This is a genomic window from Micromonospora sp. NPDC093243, from assembly GCF_044753725.1.
Taxonomy (GTDB): domain Bacteria; phylum Actinomycetota; class Actinomycetes; order Mycobacteriales; family Micromonosporaceae; genus Micromonospora.
Genome location: NZ_JBIVNT010000003.1, coordinates 420,471 through 434,141 on the forward strand (window position 1 = coordinate 420,471; position 13,671 = coordinate 434,141).

Annotated in this window: 11 protein-coding genes and 1 pseudogene; 7 read left to right on the forward strand and 5 right to left on the reverse strand. The window is 74.8% G+C overall.

Annotated features, from left to right (window positions below):
* The first annotated feature begins 9 nt into the window (after positions 1–9).
* From leuD to ACIP9D_RS11595, 3 genes are all read left to right on the forward strand, one after another.
* A complete protein-coding gene (leuD, locus tag ACIP9D_RS11585; protein ID WP_350869573.1) occupies positions 10–597 on the forward strand; it encodes a 3-isopropylmalate dehydratase small subunit in 588 nt (195 codons plus the stop codon).
* A gap of 172 nt (positions 598–769) precedes the next feature.
* A complete protein-coding gene (locus ACIP9D_RS11590; RefSeq protein ID WP_350869575.1) occupies positions 770–1,387 on the forward strand; it encodes an HU family DNA-binding protein in 618 nt (205 codons plus the stop codon).
* A 135-nt stretch (positions 1,388–1,522) separates the two neighbouring features.
* A complete protein-coding gene (locus tag ACIP9D_RS11595; protein WP_350869577.1) occupies positions 1,523–3,595 on the forward strand; it encodes an endonuclease/exonuclease/phosphatase family protein in 2,073 nt (690 codons plus the stop codon).
* A gap of 71 nt (positions 3,596–3,666) precedes the next feature.
* Here ACIP9D_RS11595 and ACIP9D_RS11600 read toward each other — a convergent pair whose 3' ends face one another.
* The 5 genes and pseudogenes from ACIP9D_RS11600 to cofC form a co-directional block, all read right to left on the reverse strand.
* Positions 3,667–4,545, reverse strand: a complete 879-nt coding sequence (locus ACIP9D_RS11600) for an NUDIX hydrolase (protein ID WP_350869579.1) — start codon at positions 4,543–4,545, stop codon at positions 3,667–3,669.
* Positions 4,533–6,062, reverse strand: coding sequence for a CYTH and CHAD domain-containing protein (locus ACIP9D_RS11605; RefSeq protein ID WP_350869580.1), 1,530 nt, complete (start codon positions 6,060–6,062; stop codon positions 4,533–4,535). The genes ACIP9D_RS11600 and ACIP9D_RS11605 overlap by 13 nt, the downstream gene beginning before the upstream one ends.
* Positions 6,063–6,086: 24 nt before the next feature.
* A pseudogene (locus tag ACIP9D_RS11610) lies at positions 6,087–8,288 on the reverse strand (RNA degradosome polyphosphate kinase); the annotation flags it as partial.
* 213 nt (positions 8,289–8,501) lie between these two features.
* Positions 8,502–8,699: a cold-shock protein gene (locus ACIP9D_RS11615; protein WP_350869584.1), complete on the reverse strand. Its 198-nt coding sequence runs from the start codon at positions 8,697–8,699 to the stop codon at positions 8,502–8,504.
* Between the two features lie 26 nt (positions 8,700–8,725).
* The gene (cofC, locus tag ACIP9D_RS11620) at positions 8,726–9,370 is read right to left on the reverse strand and encodes a 2-phospho-L-lactate guanylyltransferase (protein ID WP_350869586.1); all 645 of its coding nucleotides are present in this window, start codon (positions 9,368–9,370) and stop codon (positions 8,726–8,728) included.
* 129 nt (positions 9,371–9,499) lie between these two features.
* On the opposite strand from cofC, the gene ACIP9D_RS11625 reads away from it, so the two are divergent.
* The 4 genes from ACIP9D_RS11625 to ACIP9D_RS11640 all read left to right on the forward strand — a co-directional run bounded on the left by ACIP9D_RS11625 (position 9,500) and on the right by ACIP9D_RS11640 (position 13,482).
* Entirely contained in the window at positions 9,500–10,231 is a 732-nt protein-coding gene (locus ACIP9D_RS11625; protein ID WP_350869588.1) for a lysophospholipid acyltransferase family protein, read from the forward strand.
* 156 nt (positions 10,232–10,387) lie between these two features.
* Positions 10,388–11,404, forward strand: a complete 1,017-nt coding sequence (locus ACIP9D_RS11630; protein ID WP_350869589.1) for an NAD(P)H-dependent glycerol-3-phosphate dehydrogenase — start codon at positions 10,388–10,390, stop codon at positions 11,402–11,404.
* Between the two features lie 7 nt (positions 11,405–11,411).
* Positions 11,412–12,533 (forward strand): cystathionine gamma-lyase, encoded by a 1,122-nt coding sequence (locus ACIP9D_RS11635; protein ID WP_350869591.1) that lies wholly within the window; start codon positions 11,412–11,414, stop codon positions 12,531–12,533.
* Positions 12,534–12,693: 160 nt separating this feature from the next.
* A complete protein-coding gene (locus ACIP9D_RS11640; RefSeq protein ID WP_350869594.1) occupies positions 12,694–13,482 on the forward strand; it encodes a putative protein N(5)-glutamine methyltransferase in 789 nt (262 codons plus the stop codon).
* The last annotated feature ends 189 nt before the right edge of the window (positions 13,483–13,671 follow it).

The window sequence follows — 13,671 nt, forward strand, 5'->3', positions numbered from 1 at the left end:
ACACCGCTGATGCAGAAGTTCACCACCCACACCGGCACCGCGGTTCCGCTGCGCCGGTCCAACGTGGACACCGATCAGATCATCCCGGCCGTGTACCTCAAGCGGGTGACCCGGACCGGTTTCGCCGACGGGCTCTTCAGCGCCTGGCGGGAAGATCCGGAATTCGTGCTCAACGATGCCGTCTATTCGGGGGCGTCGATTCTTGTGGCCGGTCCCGAGTTCGGCACCGGGTCGTCCCGGGAGCACGCCGTCTGGGCGCTGCGCGACTGGGGCTTCCGCGCGGTGCTCTCGCCCCGCTTCGGCGACATCTTCCGCGGCAACGCCCTCAAGGAAGGTCTGCTGCCGGTCGAGTTGGAATTGAAAGCGATCGAGGAGATCTGGGATCTCGTCGAGTCCGACCCGAGCGTGCGGATCACCGTCGACCTGGCCACCCGCGAGGTCAGTGCCGGGCACGCCACCTGGTCGTTCCCGCTGGACGACTTCAGCCGGTGGCGGTTGATGGAGGGCTTGGATGACATTGGACTCACCCTCCGACACGAGGCCGAGATCAGCGCCTACGAGGCGACCCGACCGCCGTTCCTGCCCGCTGTGGCATAGCCGTTCGCCCGACGCGTACAGCGGATTCGCCCCCACCGGTGCCGCCGGTGGGGGCGAATCCGTTACGACACAAGGGCTTTTTTCTACCGAATGTTTGTGTCCAGGCAGCACAGGGCATACCGTGCGCGCAGAATGGCTCGCGTCGAGTCAGTTGCACAATCGGGAGGAAGTCGTGAACAAGGCCGAGCTCATCGAGGCGCTCGCCGTTCGCCTGGGGGACCGGAAGACGGCGACGGCCGCGCTCGACGCGGTCCTCACTGAGGTCCAGGCGGCGGTCACCAAGGGCGAGAAGGTGGCGATCACCGGATTCGGAGCGTTCGAAAAGCGTGTCCGGGGAGCGCGAACAGCGCGGAACCCGCGCACCGGCGAGGCGGTGAAGGTCAAGAAGACATCCGTGCCGACCTTCCGCGCGGGCGCCGGGTTCAAGGAGATGGTGGCCGCCGGCAAGGTGCCGAAGGCCACGGCGGCGGCCAAGAAGATCGCGGCCGCCACCAAGACGACCGCGGCCGCCAAGACCACCGGGGCGAAGGCGACCGGCGCGAAGGCGACCGGGGCCAAGGCGGCCGGCAAGAAGACCGCCGCGGCGAAGGCGACCAAGACCAGCGCGGCGACCAAGACCGCCGCCAGCAAGAAGACCGCCCCGGCGCGGAAGACCGCGGCGGCGAAGACGACCACGACGAAGAAGACCACCGCGGCGAAGAAGACCACCGCGGCGGCGAGCAAGAGCACGGCGGCCAAGAAGGCGCCGGCGAAGAAGGCTCCGGCCAAGAAGGCGGCCACCCGGCGCTGACCGGCCGGCTCGAAGGGCGTCCACCGCAAGGGTGGGCGCCCTTCGGCGTATCCGCGGACATTGACCGGTGCCGTCGCCGCGCGGAGAATCGCCGTGCCGGTCACCCCGCCGGCGCCGGACGAGAAGAGGGCGTCGGTGCGTCAGCGTCAATTCGCCGTCGGTGCACTCGCCCTCGGCGTCGTGCTGCTCACCGACGTGCTGCGGGTCTGGCTACCGGGCATCATCACCATCTTCGGGCAGGCCGCGTCGACCCCGGCCGAGCTGATGGGGGCCTTCGCCCTCGGCTGGTTCGTGCTCGCCCTGGCCGCGCCGGCGCTGATCCGCCGGGTCGGTGCCCGCCGAGTCACCGTCGCGTCGGCCGTACTGCTGGCCGCCGCCCGGATCGCGCTCACCGCCACCCCCGGCGGGCGGCCCCAACTCCTGCTCGCCACCGCAGGCCTGCTCGCCGGGCTGATCTGGCTCGCCGGCACCGCCTCGACGACCGACCGCCCGGTTCCGGGCCTCGCCCTGGGACTGGCCGTGGGCGCGGCCGGGCACGCCGTCCTCGACACGTACGACCTGGTGTGGTGGGGGCGCTGGGAGGCGTGGGTGGTCAGCCTGGTCCTGGTGGCGCTCTTCCTGGCCGGGCAGGCGGCGCGGTCCGCGCCGTCCGGCGCCGGTGGTGCCCGCGCCTGGCTGCTGGCCGGCCCCGCGCTGCTGCTCGCCGGCATGGTGGCGCTCTCCCCGGCGCTGGCCCGCACCGGGAACTCCTACCTGCAGGGCGAGGCGGGCGTCGCCCGTTCCCCGTTGGTGGGTCTCGCGCCGCTGCCGCTGGCCGTCGCCGCCTTCCTGCTGGCCGCGCTGGCCGGAGCGCCCCGACCAGCCGGGCGGCTGCTCCGACCGGTGGCCGTGCTGATCGGCCCGGTGGCGCTGTTGGCCGGCGGGGTGCTCTTCGCCCTGCACCGGGGCGACCTGCTGCTCCCGGCGATGCTGCTCGCCGCCGTCGGCCTCGGCGCCTGCCTGGCCCAAGCCGCCGGGAACGCCGCCACCGCCGGGAACGCCGCCACCGCCGGGAACGCCGCCGCAACCGGGACCGCCGCCGCCGGGAACGCCGCGGCCGCCGGGAACACCGCTGGTCTAGCCGGTCCCGCCGCCCCGGGCGGCACCACCCGGGATCCGGGCGACGCAACGGGCGTCGAACCGGTCACCCGCTCGACGGTGGACCCGGCGGAGGCCCGGGCCGCCACCGGCCGGGGCTACGCGGCCGTCGGCGGCATGCTCGTCTTCGCCCTCGCCGCCGTCGCGTACTACTCGGCCTACGACCTCGGCTACCCCAACGGCTGGGTGCCGGTGCTGGTCGCCGTGCTGGTCGCCGCGGTCGCGCTGGCCGCCCGGCCCGCCGGTGAGCCGGTGCCCCCACCGCTGCCGGCGGCCCGGACCACCGCGGCGGTCACCGCGTTGGCGCTGCTGGCCCCGGTGGTGGCCGACGAGGTGCCGCTCTCCGGCAACCGGGACGGGCCGCCGAAGCAGCTGACGGTGGTGGCCTACAACATCCGGATGGGCTTCGGGCTGGACGGGCGGCTCGACCTGCCCGGCCTGACCGCCGCCGTACGCCCGCAGCAGCCCGACGTGGTGATGCTCAGCGAGGTGGACCGGGGCTGGCTGCTCAACGGCGGGCACGACACCCTCGACCTGCTCGCCGACCGGCTCGGCATGCCGTACGTCTTCGCGCCCGCCGCCGATCCGCTGTGGGGCGACGCCGTGCTCAGCCGATGGCCGCTCACCGAGCCGCGAACCCTGTCGCTGCCCGCCGTCGGCGCTCCCACCGGTGCGCAGGCCCTCGCGGTCACCCTCGACCTCGGCGACGGGGTACGAGCCGCGGTGGTGAGCACCCACCTGCAGCCCCCACCGGGACAGGGGCCGGTGGTCCAGGCGCGCGCGGTCGCCGAGTTCGCCACCGGGTACGCGGCCGGCCGGACGCTGGTGGTGGCGGGTGACCTGAACACCGAGCCCGGCGATGCGGCGTTCGCCGAGTTCACCCGGGCCGGGCTGGTCGACGCGCTGGCCGCGGCCCGACCGTTGCCGACCAGCCCCGCCGACCGTCCACGGCAGCAGATCGACCACGTCTTCGTCACCCCTGACCTCGCCGCCACCGGGGCCCGCGCGCCGCGCGGCACGGCCAGCGACCACCTCCCGGTCGCGGTCACCCTCACCCTGCCGGCGGCCTGAGCGCAGGCCCGACGGCCGGGTCGGTCGTACCGGTGCCAACACGGGCCGCGCGCCAGCATCGGACGGGTCGGTCAGAGGCGCTCGGCGGAGAGCAGCCCGTCAGTGGCGAAGGCGAGCAGCCAGCCGCCGCCCTTCGGGGTGGTGAAGTCCTCGCCGATCCGGCCGGTGAGCTGTTCGAGAGCACCGGGGATCACCTTGCCCTGGCTGCACACCGCCACCCGGTCGCCGGTGCCGGCCAGCTCCAGCAGCCGGGCGGCGAGGACGAGCGCCCGCTCGTCGCGCTGCTGGCCCGGCTGCGGTTCGTCCAGGTCGCCGCAGACCTCGACCGGCAGGTCGAGGCGGGCGGCGGCCGGGCCGAGCGTCTGCACGCACCGCCGCGGCGACGCGGACACCAGCCGGGCCGGCCGCAGCAGCGACACCAGTTCCGCCAGCGTCTGCGCCTGTGCCCAGCCCTCGGCGTCGAGCGGCCGCGCCGTGTCCGGCCCGGACCAGGTCGCGCGCATGCCGGCGTGGGCGTGCCGGACGAGCGCCACCGTCCCGATCACCGGCGGCAGCGCGGCGAACCCGGCCAGCACCTCGGCGTCGTGCGGGTAGCTGACCAGCCGGATCGCGTCGTCCACGGCGAGCCAGCGCACCTCGTCAACCTCGGTGCCGGGCTGGAAGCCGCCGGTCGCCACCGCGCGCATCGACCAGTAGTCGACCACCTTGGGCCGCCCCTCGCTGCGGTAGCGCGCGCCGGGGAGCCGGACCTGCGGCACCGCCCGCACGTCGGTCTCCTCGGCCACCTCGCGGACCGCGGCCACCAACGGGTGCTCGGCCGGCTCCAGCTTCCCCTTCGGCAGCGACCAGTCGCCGTAGCGGGGCCGGTGCACCAGGCAGACCTCGACCCCGCCGGCTGCCGGCCGCCAGGCGACCCCGCCGGCCGCGCGGATCTCGGTCACCGCAGCCATCTGGTCCGCTTCCGCCGGTTGGCGCGATGCCAGGCGGCGGGGAAATCGGCCCGCATCCGGCGCACCGTGGCGCGCTCCCGTTCGGCGAGCCGCCCCGCGGTGACCGCCAGCTCGTGGTCGGCCGGCTGCGCGGCGGCCAGGGCCAGCCAGGTCTCCGCCGCGACCGCGGCGTCCTGGTGCTCGCCGAGCACGTCCTGCACCCGCTTCAGCTTGCGGGCCAGCTTGCCGGCGTCCGCGCCGAGCACCGGCGCGACGGCGGCGACCGCGTAGCGGGCCTGCTTGCCCCGCTTGCGCACCTCGTGCCACTGCTCGTCCGGCCCGGCCGGGTCGAGCGCCGCCACCGCGCCCGGGCGGCGCTTCCCGCCGGCGAGCCGGCGCCACGGCCGGGCCACCAGCCGGGGCAGCACCCGGGCGGCCGGGCGCTTCGCCTTCGGGGTGAGCCGGGGCGCCCGGGTGGCCAGCACCAGAGCGTCCACCAGGGCCAGGTAGCGGGGGGAGCCCAGCGCCTCGGCCACCTCCGCCAACGCCCGGTCCTGCCGTTCGGCGAGCGCGGCGTCCAGCCGGTCCACGGCGGCGGGGTCGAGCGGGCTGGTCGGGTCGGCCGCGGCGGTGCGACGCAGCCGGTCACGCAGCACCTCGACGTCTCGCGCCGCGCCGAGCACCCCGGCGAGCCAGGCCAGCTCGTCGCGGAGCGCGCGGGCCCAGGCGGGCCGCAGCAGCGGGGCGAAGGTGCGCAGGTCGCTGCGAAGCCGTCGGCAGCCCACCCGCATCTGGTGTACGGCGGTGTCGCCGTCGAGCGGGACCCGCAGCCGGACCAGCGGGTCGTGCTCCACCAGCCGCCGTACGCCGCGCCGGATCGCCTCGGTGACCACGTCACCGGCGGTGGGCTTGGCCGGCAGGCCGGTGGGCGGGACCAGGTCCGGCTCGCGCTCGGCCGCCGGGCCGAGCGCCCGCACGTGCTTCGGGACGAAGGATCCGCCGCGTGCCCCGGCCTCGCGCAGCACCGACCCGATCCGGTCCAGCAGGGCGCGGTCGCCGGCCTTGCGCTCCACCTCGAGCTCCCGGAACGCGCCGGTGGCGGATCCGTCGCCGGCGAGCGTGGTCACCCGGTCGTCGACCACCTCGGCGAGCACCTCGCCGGCCGGCCCGAGCACGTCGTACGCGTGCCGCTCGGTGCGGACCAGCGCGGCCGGGGCCAGTGGCGCTCCCCGGGCGTGCACGGTGACCAGCGCCGCCAGTTCCGCCGGCGGGTCGCCGACCGGCCCGGCCCGGGAGATCTCCTGCCGGATGCCGGGGGTGTCCGTTGGCAGTTTCACCGTCCAGGGCAGCTCGTCGCCCTCCCGGCGGCGCAGTGAGACCCCGGCCCGGGCCAGCCGCAGATCGACCGTGTCGACGTAGGTGGCGAGCAGGGTCACCGGTGCTCGGGCGCGCACCTCACCACCGGGCGGGGCGGCCGACGAGAGGTCGGGCAGCACGAAGGCGTCATCCACCTCGTACTTCCGTTCCTCCTCGACCACTTCGTCAGCCTATTCCCCGCACGGTCAGCCGGCAGTGCCACCGACCCGGCGCAGCAGCAACTCCTGCAGGTGGGCCAGCGGCTCCTCGGGGGTGCCGGCCCGCCGGGTCCAGGCGCCGTCCCCAGCCAGCTCGAACCCCTCCACCTCGGGGCTCATCGCGGCCGTCAGCACCTGGTCCAGCTCGGCCCGGGCGACCGGATCGGAGACCTGCACCAGCGCCTCCACCCGACGGTCCAGGTTGCGGTGCATCAGGTCCGCCGACCCGATCCAGAACTCGGCGTCGCCGTTGTTGCCGAACCGGAAGACCCGGGAGTGCTCCAGGAACCGGCCGAGGATCGAGCGCACCCGGATGTTCTCCGACAGCCCCGGCACCCCCGGGCGCAGCGTGCACATGCCCCGGATCAGCAGGTCGACGTGCACGCCGGCGCGGGAGGCGCGGTAGAGCGCGTCGGTGATCGCCTCGTCGACCAGCGCGTTCACCTTGAACTGCACCAGACCGGGCATGCCGAGCCGGACGTGGGAGATCTCCCGTTCGATCCGTTCGATCAGGCCGCTGCGGATGCCCTGCGGGGCCACCAGCAACCGGCGGTACGCGGTCTGCCGGCTGTAGCCGGTGAGCACGTTGAACAGGTCGGTCAGGTCGGCGCCGATCTCCGGGTCGGCGGTGAGCATGCCGAAGTCCTCGTAGAGCCGGGCGGTCTTCGGGTGGTAGTTGCCGGTGCCGATGTGGCAGTAGCGACGGATCTGGTTGCCCTCCTGCCGTACCACCAGAGCGGTCTTGCAGTGCGTCTTCAACCCGACCAGGCCGTACACCACGTGGCAGCCGGCGCGTTCCAGCGTTCGGGCCCAGCCGATGTTGGCCACCTCGTCGAAGCGCGCCTTCACCTCCACGAGCACCACCACCTGCTTGCCGGCGGCCGCGGCGTCGACCAGGGCGTCCACGATCGGGGAGTCGCCGCTGGTGCGATAGAGGGTCTGCTTGATGGCCAGCACGTTCGGGTCGGCGGCGGCCTGCTCGATGAAGCGCTGCACGCTGGTGGCGAAGGAGTGGTACGGGTGGTGCACCAGGATGTCCCCGTCGCGCAGGGTGGCGAAGACGCTGCGCGGGACCTCGCCCTCGGTGAGCCGCGGATGGGTGGACGGCACGAACGGCCTGTCCTTCAGATCCGGCCGGTCCGCCTCGCCGTAGAGCTGCCAGAGCGCCGAGAGGTCGAGCAGGCCGGGCACCCGCAGCACGTCCTGGTCGTCCATGTCCAGCTCACGGACGAGCAGCTCCAGCATGTGGTCGGTGATCGAGGCGGCCACCTCCAGCCGGACCGGCGGACCGAACCGGCGCCGGGCCAGCTCCCGCTCCAGCGCCTGGAGCAGGTCCTCGTCCCGGTCCTCGTCGACCTCCACCTCGGCGTTGCGGGTGACCCGGAACAGGTGGCACTCGACCACCTGCATGCCGGAGAAGAGCTGCCCGAGGTGCACCGAGATCAGGTCCTCGACCGGCAGCATCCGCAGCCCGGGCTGGTCCCGGTGCACCCGGACGAACCGGGGAACGTTGTTCGGCACCTTCACCCGGGCGAACAGCTCCGACCCGCCGTCCGGGTCGCGGACGGCCACGGCCAGGTTGAGCGACCGTCCGGAGATGTACGGGAACGGGTGCGCCGGGTCGACCGCGAGCGGCGTCAGCACCGGGAAGATCTGCTCCCGGAAGTAGGCGCGCAGCCGCTCCCGTTCGGCGTCGTCCAGCTCGCTCCAGCGCAGGATGCGGATCTCCTCGTCGGCGAGCTTGGGCAGCACGTCGTCCACGAAGCAGGCGGCGTGCCGGGCGACCAGCGCGGCGGCCTTCTCGGCGATCAGTTCCAGTTGGGTGCGCAGCGGCATCCGGTCACCGCCGCGGACCGGCAGCCCGGCCTGCAACCGGCGCTTCAGCCCGGCCACCCGCACCATGTAGAACTCGTCCAGGTTGCTGGCGAAGATGGCCAGGAACTTCGCCCGCTCCAGCAGTGGGGTGCGGGGGTCCTCGGCGAGCGCCAGCACCCGGGCGTTGAAGTCGAGCCAGGAGAGTTCCCGGTTGAGGAACCGGTCATCGGGCAGCGGTTCGGCGGCCGGCGGTTCGTCGTCGCCGCGGTCGGCAGCCAGGTCGGGGGCGGGCGCGGGTCGGGGGGCGGGGGCCGATCCGGGGGTGGCAGTCGGGTCGAGCACCTCCTCGAGCCCGTCCGACGCTGCTGCCGCGTCGGCGGCGGGGACGTCGGTGCGGGCGGCCCGGGGTTGCTCGACGCCGTCGGGCGGGCCACCGGGGCGGGAACGGCCGTCGTCGCCACGCAGCCGGGTGCCGTTGCGGGCCCCGGTGCGGTCGGGGGTGGGCTTGGCGGGTTCTTCGCGAGGGGTGCTCACCTGCTCATAATCACCCGAATCCGGTGAACGCAAAATGAACTTGGCGGCGACGCGTCAGCTCATCGTCGGCAACGTCACGCGTACCACCTCACCGGCGGCGTCGGTTTCCACCCGCAGCCGCTGCCCGAGGCGGAGCAGACGCAGGCCGGAGGCGTCGAAGGCGCGGGCCGGAAAGTTCAGCTCGGTGCCGTCGTCGAGGAGCAGCAGACCGCTGCGGGTCGCCGCGTCGTAGGTGGCCACCGTGCCCTGCATGCGAGCACCGTACACCGGCGGGCCCGTCAGCCCGGTGCGCCGGCCGGGCAGTGGGCCCCGACGAGTGCGGCGCTGCGTGGCCCGAGCCCGATCCCGGCGGCGACGGTGAGGTCGGCCGCGGTGTCGACGTCCCGGCGCAGGCTCGGCCAGTCACCGGTGAGGGGCAGCGCCCCGCTCGCCGCGTGCGCGGCGGCCGAGTCGATCCCGAACCGGGGGTCCAGCGGCGTCCCCGGCGGCGCGGTGAGCAGCACGGTGCCGCCGCCCGGCGCGTCGGCCACGAACCGGCGTACGGCCGGGGCGGCCTGCGCCGCCGCCAGCGCCGCGGCCAGCTCGGCCGGGCGCAGCGCGGGCAGGTCGGCGGTGAGGCCGGCCACCCAGCGGCCGGGCGTGGCGGAGGCGCCGTGTCGGAAGGCGGCGTTAAGGCCCGCGTCGGGCTGGTCCGGCAGCACCCGCGCGCCGGCCTGCCGGGCCGCCTCGCCCACCCGGGGGTCGTCGGTGACCACCAGGATCTCGGCGACCGCCGGGCAGGCCCGCACCGCGCGGACCGTGTCGGCCGCCAGCGCGAGCGCCAGTTCCTCGTGGGGTACGCCCGGCAACGCCCCGCGCAAGCGGCTCTTCGCCGCAGCCAGGCGCTTCACCGGGACCACCACGGTCCACCTCGGCTGACTCACACCTGCAATCCTGCCAGCCGGGCGGCGGTACCCCTCACTGGCCGTACCCCGAGGCAGCAGGCATGATTTCCGCTGCGGGTGTCACCGGCGGGGCCGGTGGGCGGGGCCCGGGCGGCACGAGGAGGCGCAGTGGCACGGCGGAGGCTGGGGTTCTGGCGACGGTTCGCCGTGTTGCTGGTCAAGCCGGTGATGACCGTCTGGACCCGGCGGACCTGGCGGGGGATGGAACACCTCGGCCGGGACGGCGGCATGATCATCGTGGCGAATCACCTGTCGCACGCGGACCCGCTGGTCTCCGCACACTTCATCTTCGACTCCGGGCGCTGGCCGCAGTACCTGGGCAAGGCGAGTGTGTTCCGGGTGCCGGTGGTCGGCTGGATCCTGCACCGCTGCCGGCAGATCCCGGTGGAACGGGGCACGGTGGACGCGGCCCGGTCGCTGGACGCGCTGATCAACGCGGTCAAGGAGGGTGGCGCCGTGGTGATCTACCCGGAGGGCACCACCACCCGGGAGCCGGAGCTGTGGCCGATGAAGGGCAAGACCGGCGCCGCGCGGCTCGCGCTGGCCACAGGCGCTCCGGTCGTCCCGGTGGCGATGTGGGGCCCGGAGCGGATCTTCGACCCGCGGAGCACCCGGCTGAGCCTGCGCCCCCGGATCCCGGTCACCGTGGTGGCCGGTCCGCCGGTCGACCTGAGCCGGTGGGCCGGCGCGTCGCCGAGCCGGGTCACCCTGGAGGAGATGACGGACGCGATCATGCTGCAGCTGCGCGACATGCTCGCCGAGATCCGCGGCGGCACCCCGCCACCGCTCTGGGAACGCCCCGGCCGCGCCCAGCGCCAGCAGCAGGGAGACGCGGCATGAGCGAGCGGCAGCGAGCGAATCATCGACTCAGTGCGGTGGTGCCTCATGGCAGCACGGAGCGCAGCGGAGTGCTGGCATGAGCGGGCGGCAGCGAGCGAATCATCGACTCAGTGCGGTGGTGCCTCATGGCAGCACGGAGCGCAGCGGAGTGCTGGCATGAGCGAGCGGAGCGGGCACGTCGCGGTGCTGGGCGCCGGCTCCTGGGGCACCGCGTTCGCCAAGATCCTGGCCGACGCCGGTCGGGATGTGACCATCTGGGCCCGGCGGCAGCGGGTCGCGGACACCCTGCGGGACGAACGGCGCAATCCGGAGTACCTGCCGGGCCTGGCGCTGCCGGAGCGGGTCACGGCGACCGGGGACGCCGCCGAGGCGATCACCGGCGCCGAGCTGGTCGTGCTGGCGGTGCCGTCGCAGACCCTGCGCGGCAACCTGGCCGAGTGGTCCGGTCACCTGCACCCGGACGCCACGCTGGTCTCCCTGATGAAGGGCATCGAGCTCGGTACCACCCGGCGGATGAGCGAGGTGATCGTGGAGACCGCCGGGGTCGCGGCGGATCGGGTGGTGGTGGTCTCCGGCCCGAACCTCGCCCCGGAGATCGCGGCCGAGCAGCCGGCCGCGACCGTGGTCGCCGGAACGGACAGCCGGCGGACCACCCTCGTGCAGTCGTCGATCCGCACGCCGTACCTGCGCCCGTACACCAACGACGACGTGATCGGCTGCGAGCTGGGCGGGGCGGTCAAGAACGTGATCGCGCTGGCGTACGGCATCGCCACCGCGATGGGCTTCGGCGACAACACCCGGGCGATGCTGATGACCCGGGGGCTGGCCGAGACCGCCCGGCTGGGCGTGGCGCTCGGCGCGGACCCGATCACCTTCGCCGGTCTGGCCGGCATGGGCGACCTGGTCGCCTCCTGCTCGTCCCCGCTGGCCCGCAACCGGACCTTCGGCGAGCACCTGGGCCGCGGCGAGACGCTGGAGGAGGCGCAGACCGCCACCCGGCAGACCGCCGAGGGTGTGAAGAGCTGCCTGGCGATCCGCGACCTGGCGCGGGCGCACGGTGTGGAGATGCCGATCACCGAGCAGGTCGAGCGGATCTGCCACGAGGGGATGGACCCGCGCCTCGCCGTGGACACCCTGATGAGCCGGACCGCCAAGCCCGAGTCGTACGAGTGAGGATCCGATGACTGATCTGGGGGACGGCACCCGCTGCGTGCGCGCCGGGCTGCCCGAGCCGGCGCCCGGGCAGCCGTTCCTGCCCGGTCCGGTCTTCGCCGCGCCGTACCACGTCGACCCGTGGGAGGGGCCGGCGGCGAGCCCGAACGGCTACGGCCGCCCGGACAACCCGACCCGCCGGCTGCTGGAGGCGGCCATCGGTGAGCTGGAGGGCGCCGACTGCCGGGTCTTCGCCAGCGGGCAGGCCGCGATCACCGCGCTGCTGCTGACGGTGCTCCGGCCGGGCGACACCGTGGTGCTGCCCACCGACGGATACTTCCCGGTCCGGGCGTTCGCCACGGACGTGCTGGCGGAACTGGGCGTCCGGGTGCTCTTCGCGCCGACGGTCGGCCCGTACCCCGACCTGGCAGGGGTGCGGCTGGTGCTGGTGGAGACCCCGGCCAATCCGGGTCTCGACGTGGTCGACGTGGCCGCGCTGGCCGACCGGGCACACGCCGCCGGCGCGCTGCTCGCCGTGGACAACACCACCGCGACTCCGCTGGGCCAACGTCCGCTGGACCTCGGCGCGGACCTGGTGGTCGCCTCCGGGACCAAGGCGCTCACCGGGCATTCCGACCTGTTGCTCGGCTACCTGGCCACCCGGTCCACGGTGCTGCTCGATGCGGTGACCGCTTGGCGTACCACCACCGGCGCGGTCCCCGGCGCGTTCGACGCCTGGCTGGCCCACCGGTCGCTGGCCACCCTGGACCTGCGACTGGCCCGGCAGAGCGCCAACGCGGCGGCGGTCGCGGCGCTGCTGGCCGACCGCGCGGACGTGACCGGGCTGCGCTGGCCCGGCCGACCGGAGGACCCGGCCTACCCGGTGGCATCGGCCCAGATGCGCCGGATGCCGGGGGTGCTCTGCTTCGACCTCGGCACGGCGGACCGGGTCGGCCGGTTCGTCGAGGCCGCCCGACTGGTCGCCGCGGCCACCTCGTTCGGCGGTCTGCACACCACGGCTGACCGCCGGGCCCAGTGGGGCGACGACACCGGCCCCGGCTTCGTCCGGCTCTCCTGCGGGGTGGAGGACACCGCGGATCTGGTGGCCGACATCGCCGCCGCGCTCGCCGCCGCCGGCCCGGCTACCTGATCCCCGCCCGCCGGGTTATCGTTCCGGGTGGCCCGCGACGGCCCCGAATCCGAGGAGGTGAGTCCGATCCGCCCGACATCAGGACCGGCGCTCCCTCCCACGTCCAGGCCGCCACGGTAGCGGCCACGGGAGCGCCGTCGAGCGCTCCCGGAGGCTTTCCATGACCGTGCCCTTCCCCACCGACCGTCCCGCCCTGGTGCACCGGCTGCGCGCCGCCGGCTGCGTCTACGCCGAGGACGAGGCCGAGCTGCTCCTCGACGCCGCCGAGTCCCCGGCCGCGCTGGCCGACCTCGTCGATCGCCGGATCGCCGGCACACCGCTGGAACACCTGCTCGGCTGGGCCGAGTTCTGCGGGCTGCGGGTCGCCGTCGACCCCGGCGTCTTCGTGCCGCGCGGACGGACCGGCCTGCTGGTCGCGGCCGCCGCGGCGGTCACCGGGCCGGCGCCGGCCGTGGTGGATCTCTGCTGTGGCTCCGGGGCGACCACGCTCGCGCTCGCGCAGCGGCTCAGCCCTCGCTGGCTCGCTGCCGCCGACATCGACCCGGCGGCGGTGGCCTGCGCCCGGCGCAACCTCGCCGATCTGGCCGTGCCGGTCTTCCAGGGCGACCTGTTCGCGCCACTGCCGGCGCGCTGGCGAGGCCGGCTGGACCTGGTCGTCGCCAACGCCCCGTACGTGCCGACCGGGGCGGTGGCGCTGATGCCGGCCGAGGCGCGGCTGCACGAGGCGCCGGTGGCCCTGGACGGCGGCTCGGACGGCCTGGCGGTGCTGCGCCGGGTGGCCGAGGGGGCGGCCGACTGGCTGGCGCCCGGCGGACACCTGGTGGTGGAGGCTGCCGCGGTGCAGGCCGACGCGCTCTGCACGGAGCTCACCGGTCTGGGGCTGACGCCGCAGGTACGCCACGACGAGGACCTGGACGCGACGGCGGTCACCGCCCGTTGCCCGGCCTAGCCGCCGGGTCCAGCCCGCCCGGCCGGGCCGCCGACGCCGACCGGCCCGTACCGCCCGCTCCTGCCGCCGGTTGCCCGGTCGGCGTGGCGGTGGCCGGGGAAGGAGCACTAGCCTCTGCTCACAGCTCGCCGGTCCGCGTCGACCACGGCGCGGGCGGGCCGGGCGTCATCAGGGACGGGAGGCGGTTCG

Bases quoted from the DNA above. Each gene is read 5' to 3' on its own strand.
- ACIP9D_RS11600 (WP_350869579.1), bottom strand. From the start codon at position 4,545: ATGGCTGCGGTGACCGAGATCCGCGCGGCCGGCGGGGTCGCCTGGCGG.
- ACIP9D_RS11640 (WP_350869594.1), top strand. From the start codon at position 12,694: ATGACCGTGCCCTTCCCCACCGACCGTCCCGCCCTGGTGCACCGGCTG.
- ACIP9D_RS11630 (WP_350869589.1), top strand. From the start codon at position 10,388: ATGAGCGAGCGGAGCGGGCACGTCGCGGTGCTGGGCGCCGGCTCCTGG.
- leuD (WP_350869573.1), top strand. From the start codon at position 10: ATGCAGAAGTTCACCACCCACACCGGCACCGCGGTTCCGCTGCGCCGG.
- ACIP9D_RS11635 (WP_350869591.1), top strand. From the start codon at position 11,412: ATGACTGATCTGGGGGACGGCACCCGCTGCGTGCGCGCCGGGCTGCCC.
- ACIP9D_RS11615 (WP_350869584.1), bottom strand. From the start codon at position 8,699: ATGCAGGGCACGGTGGCCACCTACGACGCGGCGACCCGCAGCGGTCTG.